The following is an 18,305-nucleotide window of genomic DNA, read 5'->3' as shown; positions in this document are numbered from 1 at the left end:
GGACCGGGTCTCGCGCACCCAGGTGCCCGGCATCTACGCCGCCGGCGACTGCACCGGGGTGCTGCTGCTGGCCTCGGTGGCCGCCATGCAGGGCCGGGTGGCGATGTGGCACGCCCTGGGCGAGGCGGTGCAGCCGTTGCGCCTGAAGACCGTGGCCGCCAACGTCTTCACCCACCCCGAGATCGCCACCGTCGGCATCGGCCACGCGGCGGTCACCTCCGGGGCGGTGCCGGCCCGCACCATCACGCTGCCGCTGTCCGGCAACGCCCGGGCCAAGATGCAGGGCGCCACCGACGGGTTCGTCAAGATCTACTGCCGGCCGGCGTCCGGCGTGGTGATCGGCGGTGCGGTGGTGGCGGCGCAGGCCTCGGAGCTGATCCACTCGATCGCCATCGCGGTCCAGCTTGGGCTGACCGTCAACGCGCTGGCCGCCACCTTCACCATCTACCCGTCGATCTCGGGTTCGGTCACCGAGGCCGCCCGGCAGCTGATGCACCACGACGACCTCGATTGACGCTGCCTGACGCCTCCGACTCACCCCAGGACAGACAGGAAGACGACGATGGACATCTCACCGGAGCAGGTCGAGCGGTCGCGCCGGACGATCCGGGCGGCGTCGGTGTTCGCCGAGAACTCCGACGCGATCGTGGCGCACGTGGCGCTGCTGCCCGACGACCACGTGGTGGTGGCGGTGGTGACCGAGGACTACGCCTTCGACGGCGTGCACCACGTCGCGCGCACCGAGCTGGTGGAGCGGGTGCCGGCGCTGGAGGGCGAGAACGGCTGGGCGATGGTGTTCTCCGAAGGCACCGACGCCGAGCACGTCGGGGTGCGGACCACCGAGATGGTCGCGCTGGCCTCCAAGCGCATCGAGATGATCAACCGGATCGCCGCCCGCCGCCAGCCCGACCCGGAGGACTGACAACCCGAGTCAGTCCGGGTCCGGCCCCTGCGGCGGCAGCATGCCGTGCTGGCGCAGCCGCCGGTCGCGCAGCTCCTCGCCGTAGGCCAGCCCCACGAACAGCGGCCCCACCACCACGAAGAGTGCCGCGTAGATGCGGATCTCCAGCCGGCCCGGCAGCAGCAGCAGCACGGTGATCGGGACGACGGCGAACAGCATGATCCGGCCCGCCTCGCGCAGCCGCCAGTCCGGCCCGGTCAGGTCGGCGAACACCCAGTCGGAGTAGCGCTCCGGCAGCCGGCCGCCCAGCGCGTACCCCAGCCACCGCAGCACCCCGGGGTGATCGACAGGCTGCTCGTCAGGCGCCATCACCGGTCCAGTCTGCCGCTACCCGGCCCACTATCGTTGCCTGGGTGGACACCGCCTTCTTCGCCGGCCTGCACACCGAAGTCGGCGGGGACGCGGCAGCTGCCGAGCTCACCGGCACGGTGCACAGCGCCGCCGCCTGCGGCGGTCCCTGGTCGCCGGACCTGCAGCACGGCGGCCCGCCCAGCGCGCTGCTGATCCGGCTGGCCGAGCAGCTGGCCGGGGCCGCCGCCGGCCGCACCGACCTGGTGGCGGTCCGGATCGCGGCCGAGTTCCTCGCCCCCGTCCCGGTGGCTCCGCTCGCGGTGTCGGCGCGGGTGCTGCGGCTGGCCCGCACCGCCGTGCTGGTCTCCGCGGAACTGGCGGCCGACGGCCGGCCCTGCCTGCAGGCCCGGATCTGGCTGATGGCCGAGCAGGCCGGCCGGCTGCCCGGCGTACCGGCGCCGGCCGGGCCGCAGGTGCCGGACCCGTCCGAGTGTCCCGACTTCGGCATGGACGGCTTTCCCTACGCCGACCACCTGGAGTGGCGGGTGGTCTCCGGCCGGGCCCGCCAGCCCGGCCCGGCCAGCGTCTGGGTGCGGCCCCGGGTGCCGCTGCTGCCGGACGAGCCGGTGTCCACCCTGCAGCGGCTGGCGCTGATCGCCGACTCAGCCAGCGGGATCTCCTCGCTGCTCGACTGGGACGCCTGGTCGTTCGCCAACGTCGACCTGGACATCCACCTGGTACGCCGGAGCGCCGAGGACTGGGTGCTGATGCAGGCCACCAGCGCGCTCGGGGCCGGGGTCGGGCTGGCTCGCTCGACCCTGTCCGATCGCTCCGGCCTGCTCGGGGCCGGCATGCAGACCCTGCTGGTCCGCAGCCGCCGCGACTGACGGGGTCTCCACTGCATGTGACCCAGCTCATAATTCCTGGGGAATGCCGCCTGCTCACGCCGGGTTGGAACGAACAATAGTTGAGCGCTAAACAACCTAGGAGGCTTCCCATGACGCTCGCCGCCACCACGATCCCCGGCTACCTGACCGGCACCTGGACGATCGACCCCGCCCACTCCGACGTCTCGTTCTCGGTCCGGCACATGATGGTCAGCAAGGTGAAGGGCCGGTTCGGCTCGTTCTCCGGCAGCATCGTCACCGGCATCGACCCGCTCGCCTCGACCGTCACCGCCGAGATCGACGCCACCTCGATCGACACCAACCAGGCGCAGCGGGACGCGCACATCAAGTCGGCCGATTTCTTCGAGGTGGAGAAGTACCCGACCATCACCTTCAGCTCGACCTCGATCGAGCCGGCCGGTGAGGACTTCCTGGTCCGCGGCGACCTGACCGTCAAGGGCAACACCAAGAACATCCCGCTGAAGCTGGAGCTGAACGGCTTCGGCCCGGACGCCTTCGGCGGCACCCGCGCCGGCTTCACCGCCACCACCGAGATCAGCCGCAAGGAGTTCGGCGTCGACATCGACATGCCGATGGACGGCGGCGGCGTGGTGGTCGGCGACAAGATCACCATCACCCTCGAGATCGAGGCCGTGCTCGACGCTTCCTGAAAGCGCCTCCTGACACGCCGACGGGCGCCGGGGACTGACCACCCCCGGCGCCCGTTCCCTCCGGCGAGCCGCCCCTGGAAATCCACGGGGCCGGCTCGCCGGAGCCGTTTCTAGTCCTTGATCTCGCAGACCACCGCGCCGGAGGCCACCACCGCGCCGGCCTCGGCCGAGAGCCCCGTGACGATGCCGGCCTTGTGGGCGTTGATCGGCTGCTCCATCTTCATGGCCTCCAGCACCACCACCAGGTCGCCGGCCGCCACCGTGTCGCCCTCGCTGACCGCCACCTTGACGATGGTGCCCTGCATGGGTGCGGTCAGGGCATCGCCGGACGCCGCGGCGCCCGCCCGCTTGGCCGTCGAGCGCTTGGGCGCCTTCTTGACCGCGCCGGTCGATCCGCCGGACGCGGCGCCGAAGCCGGCCGGCAGGCTCACCTCCAGCCGCTTGCCGTTCACCTCGACCACCACCCGGTCCCGCTCGGCCGGTTCCGCCGAAGCCTCGGCCGCACCGGTGAACGCCGGGATCCGGTTGTCGAACTCGGTCTCGATCCACCGGGTGAACACCGTGAACGGCGCGCCGTCGGCCGGCGCGAAAGACGGGTCGCGCACCACCGCGCGGTGGAACGGCAGCGCGGTGGCCATGCCGTCCACCACGTACTCGTCCAGGGCGCGGCGGGCCCGGGCCAGCGCCTCGTCCCGGCTCTCGCCCCAGACGATCAGCTTGGCCAGCAGCGAGTCGAACGCGCCGCCGATCACCGAGTTCGCCTCGATGCCGGAGTCCACCCGGACCCCCGGACCGGCCGGCTCCCGGTAGTCGGTCACCACGCCGGGTGCCGGCAGGAAGTTGCGTCCGGGGTCCTCGCCGTTGATCCGGAACTCGATGGCGTGCCCGCGCGGGGTCGGGTCCTCGGTCCAGCGCAGCGCCTCGCCGTCGGCGATCCGGAACTGCTCGCGGACCAGGTCCAGGCCAGTGGTCTCCTCCGAGACCGGGTGCTCGACCTGCAGCCGGGTGTTGACCTCGAGGAAGCTGATCACCCCGTCGTTGCCGACCAGGTACTCCACGGTGCCGGCGCCGGTATAGCCGGCCTCCCGGCAGATCGCCTTGGCCGAGGAGTGGATGCGCTCGCGCTGCTCGTCGGTCAGGAACGGCGCCGGGGCCTCTTCCACCAGCTTCTGGTTGCGCCGCTGCAGCGAGCAGTCGCGGGTGCCGACCACGATCACGTTGCCGTGGGTGTCGGCCAGCACCTGCGCCTCGACGTGCCGGGACCGGTCCAGGTAGCGCTCCACGAAGCACTCGCCCCGCCCGAACGCGCTGACCGCCTCGCGGACCGCGCTGGCGTACAGCTCGGGGATCTCCTCGGCGGTGCGGGCGATCTTCAGGCCCCGGCCGCCGCCGCCGAAGGCCGCCTTGATGGCCACCGGCAGGCCGTGCTCGGCGGCGAAGGCCACCACCTCGTCCGCGCCGGAAACCGGGTCTTTGGTGCCGGGCACCAGCGGCGCGCCGGCCCGCAGCGCGATGTGCCGGGCGGTCACCTTGTCCCCGAGGTCGCGGATCGCCTGCGGGGACGGCCCGATCCAGGTCAGGCCGGCATCCAGCACCGCCTGGGCGAAGTCGGCGTTCTCGGACAGAAACCCGTACCCGGGGTGCACCGCGTCGGCGCCGGACTGCACGGCCGCCGCCACCACCTTGTCGATCACCAGGTAGGAGTCGGCCGGGGTGCTGCCGCCGAGCGCGTAGGCCTCGTCCGCCATCCGGACGTGCAGGGCGTCGCGGTCCGGGTCGGCGTAGACCGCGACCGAGGCCAGGCCCGCGTCCCGGGCGGCCCGGATCACCCGGACGGCGATCTCGCCCCGGTTGGCGATGAGAACTCGTCGCATTCCAGCCTCCAGTCTCGGGTCGGCCGCCCGGAACGGGTCCGACGCACCCTTGGCCCGAAGGTTACCGACCGGCCGGCCGGGGTCGGGGGAGTGGTTGCTCACCGGCCGGTGCGGTCGAATCGCGATCCCTGGGCGCTGCGAAGCGAGCTGACCAGCCCGCTGCCGAGCAGCAGCACGAACGCGTACCCCACCAAGGAGATGCCAGCCTCCCCGCCGACCGGCTGATCGACGGTGAGGACGCCGCGCACCACCAGCAGGGCGGCGGCCGTCAGCTCCATCGCGAACCAGACGAGCAGCAGCTCGTCGGTGCGCGGCACCTCCGCGATCACCCGCAGCAGCGGCCGGCCGCCCCGCTTGATCGCCCAGCCGAACACGCCGAGCACGGCGACCACTTGCAGCCCGGCGACCACCAGCGGCACCAGCATGCTGAAGAAACAGCCCAACATCACCAGGTAGTGCAGCAGTTGGAGTGCCCGGGCCAGCACGGCGTGCAGGTTCGCCCGGACCGTGCGCAGCGTCGGATCCAGCCGGCCGGCGGCGCGGAAGCCGTCCAGGGCCGCACCGATCCGTCCCTGGTGCAGCCGGACCCGGGCCAGTTCGTGCCGGGCGGCCGCGTTCTCCGGGTCGAGCCGCAGCGCCTGGTGCAGTGACGTGGTCGCCCGCTTGCGCCGGCCGCGAGCCAGCGCCACCTGGCCGACGACGATGTGGGTGTCCGGCTCGTTCGGCGCCAGCTCCCGGGCCTTCTCCGCGGCCGCCATCGAGTGCTTGGTCACCGCGCCGGCGGCCAGGTCGGTGTCGGCCACCAGCAGGTGGGTGTGCCAGCTGCCCGGGTTGATCAGCACGCTGTGCCGGGACAGTTGCTGGGCGGCGAAGCCGTGGCCGAGGTCGCGGTGCGCGATCGCCTGCAGCCGCACCGGCCACTCGGAGTGCGGGTTGAGCTGGCTGGCCCGCTGGGCGTAACCCAGCGCGCGGGCCGGCTCGGAAAGCCCGAGCTGGGCCTGGGCGGCCAGGCACAGCGCCTGCCAGTCGTCCGGCTCGCTGGTGAGGTAGGACGCCAGCACCCGCATCGCAGCAGCCGGGCTGGCTGTGACCAGCGCCTCGGCCTGCCGAACCGGGCTGCGGTCGGTCACAGCCGGCCGGCCTTCTTCAGGTAGCTGCGCAGCTCGCCGTAGGTGCCGTCGTCCTCACCGAAGCTGACCAGGTTGCGAGCGGTTTCCAGCCACGGCCCGATGGACGGACGGACACCGGCCACCGCCGCCTCCAGGTCGGCCATCCCGATCGGGCGCGGTTCACCGTCGGCGACGCTGGCCAGCAGCGCGTTCTCGGCGGCGAGCTCGGTGACGTAGGCGAGATCGGCGCCGGAGAAGCCCTCGGTGCGCTTGGCCAGCCGGCCGGTGTCGATGCCGGCGATCGGCCGGTGCTGCAGGTGGTGGCGCAGGATCGCCTCGCGGGCCGGCTGGTCGGGCGGCAGCACCAGCACAGTCCGGTCGAACCGCCCGGGCCGGCGCAGCGCCGGGTCGACGTCCCACGGCTGGTTGGTGGCGGCCAGCACGAACACGCCGTCGTTGTCCTGCTCGACCCCGTCGAGCTCGGTCAGCAGCTGGTTGACGGTGCCGCGCAGGGCACTGTTGCGGGTCTGCGACCGGCGCTGACCGAGCGCGTCCACCTCGTCGAAGAACAGCACGCACGGCGCGGCCCGGCGGGCGGCCTGGAACAGCTCGTGCACGTTGCGCTCGCTGGTGCCGAGCAGGGGGTCGAGGATGTCGGTGATCTGCACGCTGAGGAAGCCGGCCTGCAGCTCGCCGGCCAGCGCCCGGGCCAGATAGGTCTTGCCACAGCCGGGCGGCCCGTACATCAGCAGCCCGCCGCGCAGGCTCTTGGAGTACATCCGGCGCAGCTCGGGATTGCGCAGCGGCGCCAGGAAGCTGGCCTGCAGGCGCTGCTTGGCCTGGGCCATTCCTCCCACATCGGCCAGCTGGAGTCGAGGCCGCTCCAGGTCGAATGCCGGCTCACCGGCCGCCTCGGCGGACCCGACGAACATCGGGGGCACGTCCACGCCCAGCTGCTCCTCGGCGGCAGTCCAGTCGAAGTTCAGCAGAGCGGCAGGTGCTGCGGCAGTGCCCTCGGCCGGCTGCTCCGGCGCGACATCGCCGCCGGCCGCCGCGGGTTCGGACTGTCGGGCATCGACGGCCAGCGCGCGGCCCATCAGCTTCAGCGCGGTCGGGTTGCCGGGCTCACCGGCCAGCACCGTGGCGAGCTCGGAGACCGCGCCCGACCGGTCGCCGGCCTCCAGCAGCAGTTCGGCCAGATGCAGCCGCAGCGGCAGGTCGTCCGGGTTGGCTGCCAGCGCCCGCCGCAGCGAGTCGATCAGCGGTTGGCTCATGTGGTCAAGACCATTTCTGCTCATTCGGCAATCGAGCCCGGTTCGGTCGACGCGATCGCCCTGGATCGCCTCGGCGTGGCAGAGGTCGAATCGGCAGTCCGGCGGCCGGCATGAGCCGGGCGGGACTGCTCCGTCAGTCGAGTGCGGCGCCGAGGACGGTGGTGCGGGGCGCAGCCTCGGCCAGGGTCACGGCAGTTCGGCCAGCCGGTCCCGGCAGCGGTCGGCGACCTCGTCCACCTCGTGCAGCGTCCGGGCCAGGTCGCGCTGGCGGGCGCGCAGGTCCTCGGCGATCTCGCCGAGCCGGCCCAGCAGGATCTCCAGCTGGCGGCGCTCGGAACTGGCCGCCCCGTCGTACATGCCGACGATCTCGCGGATCTCCGACAACGACATGCCGAACCGCTTGCCGCGCAGGATGAGACGCATCCGGGTCCGGTCGCGGTGGTCGTAGACCCGCGCCGAGCCGGCCCGGGCCGGCGCGATCAGCCCTTCGGCCTCGTAGAAGCGCAGCGTCCGGGTGGTGATGCCCAGCTCGTCGGCCAGCTCACCCACCGTCCAGGTCCGGCTGGCTTCCGTTGCCGTGGTCATGCGGCTATAGTGCTTAACGTTAACGTAAACGTCAACTCAGGGTTCCGAACCGGCCGGCGTGACCCGCTGCCGCAGGGCCCGCCCAGCGTCCGGGGAGTCGCCATGTCCTTCGAGCTGTCAGCCGACCACGAGGTGTTCCGCAAGGTAGTGCGGGACTTCGCCGAGTCCGAGGTTGCCCCGCACGTGGCGAAGTGGGACCGCGAGCACTACTTCCCGGTCGAGCTGATCCCCAAGATGGGCGAGCTGGGCCTGTTCGGCCTGGTGGTGCCCGAGGAGTACGGCGGCGCCGGTGCCGACTTCACCTCGCTGTGCGTGGCGATCGAGGAGCTCGGCCGGGTGGACCAGTCCATCGGGATCACCCTGTCGGCCGGGGTGGGCCTGGGCATCAACCCGATCCTCAGCTTCGGCACCGAGGAGCAGAAGCAGCAGTGGCTGCCCGACCTGGTCGCCGGCCGCGCCCTAGCCGGCTTCGGCCTGACCGAGCCGGAGGCGGGCTCGGACGCCGGCGCCACCCGGACCCGGGCCGAGCTCGTGGACGGCGAGTGGGTGGTCAACGGTTCCAAGGCCTTCATCACCAACTCCGGCTCGTCGATCACCTCGGTGGTGACCGTGACCGCCCGGACCGGCACCGCCAACGGCAAGCCCGAGATCTCGGCGATCCTGATCCCGAGCGGCACGCCGGGCTTCGAGGTGCAGCCGGCCTACGACAAGCTCGGCTGGCGGATCTCCGACACCCACGGCCTGGTCTTCGACGACTGCCGGGTGCCCGAGACCAACCTGGTGGGGCAGCGCGGCGCCGGCTTCAAGCAGTTCCTGGCCATCCTCGACGACGGCCGGATCGCCATCTCGGCACTGGCGGTCGGGCTCGCCCAGGCCTGCCTGGACGAGTCGCTGCGCTACGCCAAGGAGCGGCACAGCTTCGGCAAGCCGATCGGCTCGCGGCAGGCGATCGCCTTCGCGATCAGCGACCTGGCGGTGGCGGTGGAGGCCGCCCGGACGCTGACCTACAAGGCCGCCTGGCTCAAGGACGCCGGCCGCTCGGCCGCCGAGGTCAAGCACGCGGCCGCGATCGCCAAGCTGTACTCCAGCGAGGCGGCGGTGTCGGCCACCCGGACGGCCACCCAGGTGTTCGGCGGGTACGGCTTCATGGAGGAGTACCCGGTGGCTCGGTTCTACCGGGACGCCAAGATCCTGGAGATCGGCGAGGGCACCTCCGAGGTGCAGCGGCTGGTCATCGCCCGCGCCCTCGGCCTGCCGGTCGAATAGGGTCTGCGGTCGAGGCCTGCCGGTCGAATAGGGTCTGCCGGTCGAGACGTTCGCGATCGACTGTCATAAGGATCGATCGCCATGACAGCTGAATTTCATGACGGTTGCCAGGATGGGTGCTGATGACGGGCCGAGCAGTGAGCGGGACTGAATCGTGAGCGATGCCGAGAAGGTGGCCGCGGCCCGGGCGGCGACGCTGGCCCCGCCGGCCAAGGCGGCGGAGAAGCTGGCCGCGGCCGGCAAGCTCTACGTCCGGGACCGCATCGCGCTGCTGTTCGACGAGGGCAGCTTCGTCGAGGACGGCCAGCTGGCCAACGCCGGCGCGCCCGGGCTGCCGGCCGACGGCGTGGTCACCGGCCAGGGGCTGGTCGAGGGCCGGCCGGCGCTGGTGGTGGCCAACGACCCGACCGTCAAGGCCGGCTCCTGGGGCGCCCGGACGGTGGAGAAGATCATCCGGGTCACCGAGCGTGCGATGGTCGAGGAGCTGCCGATCTTCTGGCTGATCGACTCGGCCGGGGCCCGGATCACCGACCAGGTGGCGCTGTTCCCGGGCCGGCGCGGCGCGGGACGGATCTTCCACAACCAGGTGGCGCTGTCGGGCAAGGTGCCCCAGATCTGCTGCCTGTTCGGCCCGTCCGCGGCCGGCGGCGCCTACATCCCGGCGTTCTGCGACATCGTGATCATGGTCGAGGCCAACGCCTCGATGTACCTCGGCTCACCCCGGATGGCCGAGATGGTGGTGGGGGAGAAGGTCAGCCTGCAGGAGATGGGCGGCGCCCGGATGCATGCCACCGTCTCCGGGTGCGGCGACAACCTGGCCACCGACGACGCCGACGCCATCGAGCAGGCCAAGCTGTTCTTCTCCTACCTGCCGCTCAACTGGCGGCTGCCGGCCCCGCACTACGCCGCCGAGCCGCCGGTCGAGGAACTGGCCGACGACGTGGTCCCGGTCGCCGAGTCGATGCCCTTCGACATGCACACCGTGATCGACGGCCTGATCGACGCCGACTCGTTCTTCGAGGTCAAGCCCGAGTTCGCCGCCGAGCTGATCACCGGGTTCGCCCGGATCGACGGCCGGCCGGTGGGGGTGGTCGCCAACAACTCCGCGGTCCGCGGCGGGGTGCTGTTCGGCGACTCGGCCGACAAGGCCGCCCGGTTCATCTGGCTGTGCGACGCGTTCAACGTCAGCCTGCTCTACCTCGCCGACGTGCCCGGCTTCATGATCGGCTCCGAGGTGGAGCGACAGGGCATCATCCGGCACGGCGCCAAGATGATCACCGCGGTGTCTGAGGCCAACGTGCCGCAGCTGTCGGTGCTGGTGCGCAAGGCCTACGGCGCCGGCCTGTACGCGATGGACGGGCCCGGCTTTATGCCGGACGCCTGCATCGCGCTGCCCACCGCCCGGGTCGCGGTGATGGGCCCGGAGGCGGCGGTGAACGCGGTCTACGCCAACAAGATCGCCGAGATCGCCGACCCCGAGGAGCGGGCGGCGTTCGTCAAGGCCAAGCGGGCCGAGTACGAGGAGGACGTCGACCTGCTGCGGCTGGCCGCCGACCTGGTGATCGACGCGATCATCAGCCCGTCCGAGCTGCGTGCCGAGCTCGCCCAGCGGTTCGCCGCCCTGGCCGGCAAGGCCCGTCCGCTGGCCGACAAGCGGCACGGCGTGCCACCTGTGTAGACACGCTGACCGGTTGTCATGACGAAGTCCGCTGCTTGACGTGGCGTGATCATTCTGACTTGATGGATCAGTGACGGTCGCCGCGCTCGTGACCTGGCTGCTCGCCGCTCTGGTGGGGGCATACCTGCTCCGCACCTGGCTGGTGAACGGCGGCCTGCGCCGCAACGAGCCGCAGCAGTCCCGGTTCTCGCCCTACCTGATCCTCGGCCACGCCGGCCTGGCGGCGACCGGGCTGGCCGTGTGGATCGCGTTCATGGCGGCCGGCGGCGGCTCACTGGCCTGGGTCGCGGTTACCGTCCTGGTGCTGGTCGCCACGCTCGGCTTCACCATGTTCGGCCTGTGGATCCGTGCCGGGCACGGGCTACCGCGGGGCCGGCATGCCTTCGTGCCGCGGCACGCGGCCGAGGACCATTTCCCGCCGCCCGCGGTGCTGGCGCACGGCTCCTTCGCGGTGGCGACGGTGCTGCTGGTCCTGTTCACCGCCATCAGCTAGTTCACCGCCATCAGCTAGTTCACTGCTACCAGCTGGTTCACCGCCATCAGCTGGCGAGCTCACCCGACCGGGCCGGCAGGTCGGTGACGGCATGGCCGAGCTCCAGCAGCATCCGGCGCAGCAGCGGCAGGGACAGTCCCACCACGGTGTGGTGGTCGCCGGTCACCGCCTCGACGAACCAGCCGCCCAGGCCGTCGATGGTGAAGGCGCCGGCCGCCCGCAACGGCTCGCCGGTGCCGACGTAGGCGGCGATCTCGGCGTCGGACGGCTCGGCGAAGCGCACCTCGGTGCTGGCCACCCGGTCCAGCGCCCGGGCCGGCGCGGAGTCCACCACTTCGATCAGGGTGTGGCCGGTGTGCAGCACCGCGGTACGGCCGCGCAGCCGCTGCCAGCGCCGCACCGCCTCCTCGACCGAGGCCGGCTTGCCGAGCGCGGCGCCGTCGAGCTCGAGCATCGAGTCGCAGCCCAGCACCAGCACCGTCCCGCGCTGCCGGCCGGCCACGCTGGCCGCCTTGGCGTGCGCCAGCACCTGCACCAGCTCGGCGGGGGTGGCCGCGGTGACGGCGTCCTCGTCCACCCCGGACACCTCGACCTCGGGCTCCACGCCGGCCTGGCGCAGCGTCCGCAGCCGGCCGGAGGACGCCGAGGCGAGCAGGAACCGCATTCGTGTGCTCCGCATCTGGCCCTGGCACCTGCCGCGGTGCACCCCGCGCCGAGGCTAACCCACTGCCCTGAACGGCGGGCCGTCCCGGCACGTGGCGGCTCCCGCCCGCCCCGGGTCAGCGCAAACGGATGCGTAGCGTGAACGGTTACTCACTCACCGTAGATAAGTGGGAGTTCCCAATTAAAATAAGGTAAAGAACTAAGATTGCGGTCGCCGGCAAGGGTGTATAAATTCGCTGTAAGCCGGTCCGGGACGGTACCCAGTCGCGCTCGGCTCCACCTTTGCCAAGGCCTAGGACGGATTCTCATGCGCGCACTTCTGTCGAGCTCACTCGCCGCCTGCGCGGCGACGGTGATGTTGGCTCCCGCTGCCGACGCCGCACCGGCTGCCCAGCTGCAGATCGAGCGCAATACCAGCGCGATCTACCAGTACGACCCGAGCCCGTTCGGCGACGGCCCGCTGTTCGACACCGTGAACGTGAGCGGCCAGCTGCGCAACTGCCCGGCCGGCGACTACCTGGTGGACGTCACCCTGGTACAGAACGGCGTCAGCTACCCGTGGGCCACCACCGCTCTGGGTGCCGGGGAACTGACCTGCACCGCGACCAACACTCGCCCGAAGGTGGGCATGGCCTTCTACGGCAACGGCCTGCACCCGGGCACCGCGCAGGCCACGATCACCGTCTACCGGCAGGTCGACGGCATGCCGGTGCTGGCGAAGACCAGCCGTACCGTCCGCATCCCGGCCGGGTACAACCAGCCGGGCTGAGCGTCAGCCGAGCTTGAGGGACTTGCCGATCAGGTCCTTCATGACCTCGGTGGCGCCGCCGTAGATGCGGGTGACCCGGGCGTCGGCGTAGGCGCGGGCGATCGGGTACTCCTGCATGTAGCCGTAGCCGCCGTGCAGCTGCAGGCAGCGGTCGACCACCCGGCCCTGCAGCTCGGTGGCCCACCACTTGGCCTTGGCGGCATCCTCGGGGGTCAGGTCGCCGATCGTCAGGGCGTCGACGCACCGGTCGATGTAGGCCTGCGCCACGTCGACCTCGGTGGCGATCTCGGCCAGCACGAACCGGGTGTTCTGCAGCGAGCCGATCGACTGGCCGAAGGCCTTGCGCTCGCGGACGTAGCTGATCGTCCAGTTCAGGGCGGCGCGGGCCGCGGCCACCCCGGAGATGGCGATCGACAGCCGCTCTTGCGGCAGGTTGGCGACCAGGCTGTAGAAGCCGGTGCCGACCCCGCCGAGGATGTTCTCCTCGGGCACCCGGACGTCGGTGAAGCTCAGCTCGGCGGTGTCCTGGGAGTGCAGGCCCAGCTTGTCGAGGTTGCGGCCCCGCTCGAAGCCGGGCATGCCACGCTCCAGGACCACCAGGCTCAGGCCCTTGTGCCGGTCCGGCCCGGTGCGGACCGCGGTGATCACCAGGTCGGCGTTGATGCCGTTGGTGATGAAGGTCTTGGAGCCGTTGACCACCAGGTCGGAGCCGTCGGCCACCGCCGAGGTGCGGATGCCGGCCAGGTCTGAGCCGGCGCCCGGCTCGGTCATCGCCACCGCGGTGATCAGCTCCCCGGAGGCGATGCCGGGCAGCCAGCGCTGCTTCTGCTCGTCGGTGCAGTAGCGGGTGAAGTAGGGCAGGCAGATGTCGTTGTGCAGGGTGAGGCCCAGGCCCGCGCCGCCGACGCCGGCCAGCATCAGTTCCTCGCCGAGGACCTGGTTGAACCGGAAGTCCTCGGTCCCGCCGCCGCCGTACTGCTCGGGGATCTGCATGCCGAGGAAGCCGTTGTGGCCGGCGGCCCGGAACAGCTCGCGCGGGGCGATGCCGGCTTCCTCCCAGGCCAGGAAGTCCGGCTGCATCTCCTTGGTGATGAAGGTGCGCACCGCGTCGCCGAAGGCGAGGTGATCCTCGTTGTAGTGCCTGCTCTGCATACCTGGCTCCTCGGCAACGACTCCAACCCAGATGTTCTGTCGTCCTACTATCTCGCGGCGAGCGGCTTAGTACCAAACAGTCCGCACTGATGCATCTCCAAATCTGCCTGCTCGCTACCGTGTGCGCCATGGCTTCCCCCTCCCCGGACCGGGCACGAGCAGAGATCGGCGTCATCGGCGGTTCCGGCTTCTACTCGCTGCTCGACCAGGCCGAGACGGTCCGGGTGGACACCCCGTACGGCGCGCCGAGCGGCGAGGTCACCCTCGGCCTGCTGGCCGGCCGGTGGGTGGCGTTCCTGCCCCGGCACGGCGCCGACCACCGGTTTCCGCCGCACCGGGTGCCCTACCGGGCCAACCTGTGGGCGCTGCGGTCCCTCGGCGCCCGCCAGGTGGTGACCGGTTCGGCGGTGGGCTCGCTGCTGCCCGAGCTCGGACCGGGCGCGCTGGTGCTGCCCGACCAGATCCTGGACCGCACCTGGGGCCGGCCGCACACCTACTCCGACGGCGAGTCCGGCGTGGCCCACCTGGCGTTCTCCGACCCGTACTGCCCGATCGGCCGGGCCAGCGCCCGGCGGGCGGCCGCCGCGGCCGGCATTCCGCTGACCGAGGACGGCACCCTGGTGGTGATCAACGGCCCGCGCTTCTCCACCCGGGCCGAGTCGCTGGACTACCGCCGCAGCGGCGCCACCATCATCGGCATGACGGCGATGCCGGAGGCCGCGCTGGCCCGGGAGCTGGCGCTCTGCTTCACCTCGCTGTGCCTGGTCACCGACCACGACGCCGGCGTGGAGGCCGGGCACGGCGTCACCCATGCCGAGGTGCTGGCGACGTTCGCGGCCAACCTGCCGAAGCTGCGCGAGCTGCTGGTCGCCACCCTCGCCGAGCTGCCCGACGGGCAGGGCGCCGGCTGTGGTTGTGCCGAGGTGTTCGGCGACACCACGCCGCCCTACCAGCTGCCCTGAGGTCCTGCCGGCCGGGTTTCGGCGCGAGGTCAGTGCCAGGCGGAGGCGCGCCAGGCGCCCGGCCCGGGTGGTGGCGGCCGGCGCAGCCGGAGCGCCGGGTCGGCCCAGCCGCCGGCCTGCTGAACCGGCGCGGCCGCCGAGGCCCTGGACCGCGCGATGGCCAGCAGCAGCACGGTCACCGCGGCCAGCTCGTCGTCGGTCGGCTGACCGGACGTGATCCGCAGCGCCGGCTCGGACGGACCGGCCGGGGGGTTGGGTTCGGTGGTCATAGCGGCATGTTGCCGTGCTTCTTGGGCGGCAGCGTCTGCCGCTTGGTCTTGAGGATGCGCAGCGACTTCACGATCAGCGCCCGGGTCTCCGACGGCGGGATCACCGTGTCGACGTAGCCCCGCTCGGCGGCGATGTAGGGGTTGACCAGGGCGTCCTCGTACTCGGCGACCAGTTCCGCGCGGCGGGCCTCCTGGGCCGGCAGGTCGTCGGCAAGCTCGGCCAGCTCCTTGCGGTAGAGGATGTTGGCCGCGCCCTGTGCGCCCATCACCGCGATCTGGGCGGTCGGCCAGGCCAGGTTGACGTCGGCGCCGAGGTGCTTGGAACCCATCACGTCGTACGCGCCGCCGAAGGCCTTGCGGGTGATCACGGTGACCTTCGGGACGGTGGCCTCGCCGTAGGCGAAGATCAGCTTGGCGCCGCGTCGGATGATGCCCTGCCACTCCTGGCCGGTGCCGGGCAGGAAGCCGGGCACGTCCACCAGGGTCAGCACCGGCACGTTGAAGGCGTCGCAGGTCCGCACGAACCGGGCCGCCTTCTCCGAGGCGTCGATGTCCAGGCAGCCGGCGTAGTGCATCGGCTGGTTGCCGACCACGCCGACCGGGTGGCCGTCGATCCGGGCGAAGCCGCAGATCACGTTGGGCGCGAACAGGGCGTGCACCTCGAGGAATTCCCCGTCGTCGACGAGGTGCTCGATGACGGTGTGCATGTCGTAGGGCTGGTTGGCCGAGTCCGGGATGAAGGTGTCGAGGAACTCGTCGCGCTCGGCGAGCTCGGCCTCGGACAGCTCGGAGAAGGCCGGCGGCAGGTCCATGTTGTTGCTGGGCAGGTAGGACAGCAGCGCCTTGACGTAGTCGATGGCGTCCTGCTCGTCGGCGCCGAGGTAGTGGGCGTTGCCCGAGGTGGTGTTGTGCACCCGGGCGCCGCCCAGCTCGTCCATGCTGACGTCCTCGCCGGTGACGGTCTTGATGACGTCCGGGCCGGTGATGAACATCTGCGAGGTGCCCTCGACCATCACCACGAAGTCGGTCAGCGCGGGGGAGTAGACGTGGCCACCGGCCGCGGCGCCCATGATCAGCGAGATCTGCGGGATGACGCCGGAGGCCTGCACGTTGCGGTAGAAGATGTCGCCGTACAGGCCGAGCGAGACCACCCCCTCCTGGATGCGCGCGCCGCCCCCCTCGTTGATGCCGATCAGCGGGCAGCCGGTCTTGAGCGCGAAGTCCTGCACCTTGACGATCTTCTCGCCGTAGACCTCGCCGAGCGCGCCGCCGAAGACGGCGACATCCTGGCTGAACACGCACACCGGGCGGCCGTCGACGGTGCCGTAGCCGGTGACCACGCCGTCGCCGTAGGGCCGGTTGCGCTCCAGGCCGAACAGGGTGGAGCGGTGCCGGGCGAGCTCGTCGAACTCGACGAACGAGCCCTCGTCCAGCAGCATGGCGACCCGCTCCCGGGCGGTCCTCTTGCCGCGGGCGTGCTGCTTGGCCACCGCCCGCTCGGAGCCGGCGTGCACCGCCTCCTCGTAGCGGGCCTCCAGCTCGGCGAGCTTGCCGGCGGTGCTGTGCGGATCGGGGCGGACCGGTCCCGGAGTCGGCTCTGCCTCGCCCCCGTTCGGTGCCGCCGGGGCCGGCTGCAGGTCAGCACTCATGAGCGCTGAGCCTAGTCCGCCGCCCATCGCCGCCACCGGCGGAGTGATCGACCTCGCGGGCGGGCGGTGGGATTCCGGCCCGCCGCCGGGCGTCCGAGGCGACAATGGGCCCATGATCTCCCCGCTGGCGCAGTCGAGACGGCCGCTGGACGCCGACGCCGTCACCGCGCGGCTGGCCGGCCGCTGGCTGGTGGATGCGGTGGCCGAGACCGGCTCGACCAACGCCGACCTGCTCGCCGCGGCGGCGACCGGCGCGCCGGCTGGCACCGTGCTGGTGGCCGAACTGCAGTCCGGTGGCCGGGGCCGGCTGGGTCGCAGCTGGGTGTCACCGGCCGGCGCCGGCCTCACCTTCTCGGTGCTGCTGCGGCCGGTACCGCCCGTTCCGGCCTGGGGCTGGCTGCCGCTGCTGACCGGCCTGGCGCTGGCGCGCACGCTGGGCTCGGCGGCCCGGCTGAAGTGGCCGAACGACGTGCTGCTGGGCCCGGACGGCAAGAAGGTCGCCGGCGTCTTGGTGCAGTCCGGAGCAGCCCAGTCCGGAGCGGCGCAGCCCGGCTCGGGACAGCCGGGCTCGGAACAGTCCGGCTCGGATGCGGTGGTCGTCGGGGTGGGCCTGAACGTCTCGACCGAGCAGGCCGAACTGCCGGTGGAGACGGCCACCTCGTTGCTGCTGGAGGGCCACCGGGAGTCCGACCGCGGCGAGCTGCTGGTCGGGTTCTTGAGCCGGTTCGACGGCCTCTACACCGCCTGGCAGGCGCACGGCGGCGACGCCCGGGCCAGCGGGCTGGCCGGTGGCTACCGGGCGGTCTGCGCGACCCTGGGCGTCGAGGTGTCGGTCGAGCTCACCGGCCACACCCTCACCGGCCGCGCGGTGGACGTCGACGACAGCGGCCGGCTGCTGGTGCGCCCGACCGGCGGTGGCACACCGGTTGCGGTGGCCGCCGGAGATGTCACCCATGTCCGCTGAGATCTCCGCTAACGTAGACCCAACATAACGTCGGCCTGATGCGGGAGTTCCGATGGCGTACCCGGAGAAGCTGCTCAATGAGGACGAGGAGATCGTCGAGCACCTGCACCCGCACTGGCTGACCCTGGTGCCGGCGGTGCTGGCGTTCCTGCTCATCTGCGCCCTGTCCGGGGTGGCTATCGCCTTCCTGCCCAGCGGCGACGACAACGCCAACGCCCGGCACATCCTGCTGCTGGCCATCCTGGTGATCGCCCTGGTGCTGCTGGTCTGGCTGACGCTGGCACCGCTGATCCGGTGGCGGTCCACCCACTACGTGATCACCACCCGCCGGGTGCTGATCCGGCGCGGGGTGTTCAGCCACGTCGGGCGCGACATCACGCTCGGCCGGATCAGCGACGTGGCCTACGAGCAGAGCCTGTGGGACCGGATCTTCCGGTCGGGCACCCTGCACATCGAGTCCGCCGGCGAGAACGGGCAGGAGACGCTGGTCAACATTCCCGGCGCCAATGACGTCCAGCAGGCCCTGAACCGGCTGATCGAGGCCGACACCAGCCGGCGGGAGTACCCGCGGCTGCCCCAGTCCTGAGCGCAGGCAGCTAGCCGGTCCCGACCGGCTTGACCTCAGCGGCCGGCTCAGGTCCGGCTGATCGAGCATCGGCCGGCACCTCGGCGGCCGGCACGGGCTCCAGCACGCCGGCGGCGGAACCGGCGCGGGTCAGCGTCGTCAGCATCTGGCGCACGTCCGGCAGATGCTGGCCACGCTGACCGGTTCCGGCGGTGCGCTGGCG

General features: G+C 71.8%; 20 protein-coding genes and 1 pseudogene. 11 read left to right on the top strand and 10 right to left on the bottom strand.

The window, feature by feature from the left end:
- Together VLJ82_RS10855 and VLJ82_RS10850 are read left to right on the top strand one after the other, a co-directional pair.
- Window positions 1–514, top strand: a pseudogene (locus VLJ82_RS10855) (NAD(P)H-quinone dehydrogenase); the annotation flags it as partial.
- Between the two features lie 48 nt (window positions 515–562).
- The gene (locus tag VLJ82_RS10850) at window positions 563–922 is read left to right on the top strand and encodes a hypothetical protein (protein ID WP_408663363.1); all 360 of its coding nucleotides are present in this window, start codon (window positions 563–565) and stop codon (window positions 920–922) included.
- A 9-nt stretch (window positions 923–931) separates the two neighbouring features.
- On the opposite strand, the gene VLJ82_RS10845 is transcribed toward VLJ82_RS10850, so the two are convergent.
- A complete protein-coding gene (locus VLJ82_RS10845) occupies window positions 932–1,270 on the bottom strand; it encodes a DUF5313 family protein (protein ID WP_408663364.1) in 339 nt (112 codons plus the stop codon).
- Between the two features lie 44 nt (window positions 1,271–1,314).
- Here VLJ82_RS10845 and VLJ82_RS10840 point away from each other — a divergent pair, with 44 nt between their 5' ends.
- A complete protein-coding gene (locus VLJ82_RS10840; protein ID WP_408663362.1) occupies window positions 1,315–2,139 on the top strand; it encodes a thioesterase family protein in 825 nt (274 codons plus the stop codon).
- Window positions 2,140–2,249: 110 nt separating this feature from the next.
- Entirely contained in the window at window positions 2,250–2,810 is a 561-nt protein-coding gene (locus tag VLJ82_RS10835) for a YceI family protein (RefSeq protein WP_408663361.1), read from the top strand.
- A 110-nt stretch (window positions 2,811–2,920) separates the two neighbouring features.
- Here the strand turns inward: VLJ82_RS10835 and VLJ82_RS10830 are convergent, their stop codons facing one another.
- From VLJ82_RS10830 to VLJ82_RS10815, 4 genes are all read right to left on the bottom strand, one after another.
- Window positions 2,921–4,684: an acetyl/propionyl/methylcrotonyl-CoA carboxylase subunit alpha gene (locus VLJ82_RS10830; RefSeq protein WP_408663360.1), complete on the bottom strand. Its 1,764-nt coding sequence runs from the start codon at window positions 4,682–4,684 to the stop codon at window positions 2,921–2,923.
- Window positions 4,685–4,782: 98 nt separating this feature from the next.
- Window positions 4,783–5,814 carry a tetratricopeptide repeat protein gene (locus VLJ82_RS10825; protein WP_408663359.1) on the bottom strand — a complete coding sequence of 344 codons (1,032 nt, stop codon included), beginning with the start codon at window positions 5,812–5,814 and terminating at the stop codon, window positions 4,783–4,785.
- The gene (locus VLJ82_RS10820; protein WP_408663358.1) at window positions 5,811–7,067 is read right to left on the bottom strand and encodes an ATP-binding protein; all 1,257 of its coding nucleotides are present in this window, start codon (window positions 7,065–7,067) and stop codon (window positions 5,811–5,813) included. The genes VLJ82_RS10825 and VLJ82_RS10820 overlap by 4 nt, the downstream gene beginning before the upstream one ends.
- Window positions 7,068–7,253: 186 nt before the next feature.
- Entirely contained in the window at window positions 7,254–7,652 is a 399-nt protein-coding gene (locus VLJ82_RS10815) for a MerR family transcriptional regulator (RefSeq protein ID WP_408663357.1), read from the bottom strand.
- Window positions 7,653–7,754: 102 nt separating this feature from the next.
- Between VLJ82_RS10815 and VLJ82_RS10810 the strand changes: the two genes are divergently transcribed.
- The 3 genes from VLJ82_RS10810 (at window position 7,755) to VLJ82_RS10800 (ending at window position 11,089) form a co-directional block, all read left to right on the top strand.
- A complete protein-coding gene (locus VLJ82_RS10810) occupies window positions 7,755–8,918 on the top strand; it encodes an acyl-CoA dehydrogenase family protein (RefSeq protein WP_408663356.1) in 1,164 nt (387 codons plus the stop codon).
- 154 nt (window positions 8,919–9,072) lie between these two features.
- On the top strand, window positions 9,073–10,596 hold the full coding sequence (locus VLJ82_RS10805) for an acyl-CoA carboxylase subunit beta (RefSeq protein WP_408663355.1): 1,524 nt from the start codon (window positions 9,073–9,075) through the stop codon (window positions 10,594–10,596).
- Between the two features lie 70 nt (window positions 10,597–10,666).
- A complete protein-coding gene (locus VLJ82_RS10800) occupies window positions 10,667–11,089 on the top strand; it encodes a hypothetical protein (protein ID WP_408663354.1) in 423 nt (140 codons plus the stop codon).
- Between the two features lie 46 nt (window positions 11,090–11,135).
- On the opposite strand, the gene VLJ82_RS10795 is transcribed toward VLJ82_RS10800, so the two are convergent.
- Window positions 11,136–11,768 carry a Maf family protein gene (locus tag VLJ82_RS10795; protein ID WP_408663353.1) on the bottom strand — a complete coding sequence of 211 codons (633 nt, stop codon included), beginning with the start codon at window positions 11,766–11,768 and terminating at the stop codon, window positions 11,136–11,138.
- 291 nt (window positions 11,769–12,059) lie between these two features.
- Between VLJ82_RS10795 and VLJ82_RS10790 the strand changes: the two genes are divergently transcribed.
- Window positions 12,060–12,521: a hypothetical protein gene (locus VLJ82_RS10790; protein ID WP_408663352.1), complete on the top strand. Its 462-nt coding sequence runs from the start codon at window positions 12,060–12,062 to the stop codon at window positions 12,519–12,521.
- 3 nt (window positions 12,522–12,524) lie between these two features.
- Here the strand turns inward: VLJ82_RS10790 and VLJ82_RS10785 are convergent, their stop codons facing one another.
- A complete protein-coding gene (locus VLJ82_RS10785; RefSeq protein ID WP_408663351.1) occupies window positions 12,525–13,673 on the bottom strand; it encodes an acyl-CoA dehydrogenase family protein in 1,149 nt (382 codons plus the stop codon).
- A gap of 128 nt (window positions 13,674–13,801) precedes the next feature.
- On the opposite strand from VLJ82_RS10785, the gene VLJ82_RS10780 reads away from it, so the two are divergent.
- The gene (locus tag VLJ82_RS10780; RefSeq protein WP_408663350.1) at window positions 13,802–14,635 is read left to right on the top strand and encodes an S-methyl-5'-thioadenosine phosphorylase; all 834 of its coding nucleotides are present in this window, start codon (window positions 13,802–13,804) and stop codon (window positions 14,633–14,635) included.
- Between the two features lie 29 nt (window positions 14,636–14,664).
- On the opposite strand, the gene VLJ82_RS10775 is transcribed toward VLJ82_RS10780, so the two are convergent.
- On the bottom strand, window positions 14,665–14,904 hold the full coding sequence (locus tag VLJ82_RS10775; RefSeq protein ID WP_408663349.1) for an acyl-CoA carboxylase subunit epsilon: 240 nt from the start codon (window positions 14,902–14,904) through the stop codon (window positions 14,665–14,667).
- Window positions 14,901–16,553, bottom strand: a complete 1,653-nt coding sequence (locus VLJ82_RS10770; protein ID WP_408663348.1) for an acyl-CoA carboxylase subunit beta — start codon at window positions 16,551–16,553, stop codon at window positions 14,901–14,903. The genes VLJ82_RS10775 and VLJ82_RS10770 overlap by 4 nt, the downstream gene beginning before the upstream one ends.
- 112 nt (window positions 16,554–16,665) lie before the next feature.
- Between VLJ82_RS10770 and VLJ82_RS10765 the strand changes: the two genes are divergently transcribed.
- Both VLJ82_RS10765 and VLJ82_RS10760 read left to right on the top strand, forming a co-directional pair.
- A complete protein-coding gene (locus VLJ82_RS10765; protein WP_408663347.1) occupies window positions 16,666–17,517 on the top strand; it encodes a biotin--[acetyl-CoA-carboxylase] ligase in 852 nt (283 codons plus the stop codon).
- Window positions 17,518–17,569: 52 nt separating this feature from the next.
- Window positions 17,570–18,103 carry a PH domain-containing protein gene (locus VLJ82_RS10760; RefSeq protein ID WP_408663346.1) on the top strand — a complete coding sequence of 178 codons (534 nt, stop codon included), beginning with the start codon at window positions 17,570–17,572 and terminating at the stop codon, window positions 18,101–18,103.
- Window positions 18,104–18,113: 10 nt separating this feature from the next.
- Here VLJ82_RS10760 and VLJ82_RS10755 read toward each other — a convergent pair.
- Window positions 18,114–18,305 (bottom strand): hypothetical protein (locus VLJ82_RS10755; RefSeq protein WP_408663345.1); only part of this gene is annotated, 192 nt, incomplete at its 5' end.

Origin of the sequence: Jatrophihabitans sp., assembly GCF_035474675.1 — a bacterium.
GTDB lineage: Bacteria > Actinomycetota > Actinomycetes > Mycobacteriales > Jatrophihabitantaceae > Jatrophihabitans_A.
The sequence above is the reverse complement of the archived record's forward strand: the minus strand, read 5'-3'. Positions and strand labels throughout refer to the sequence as shown.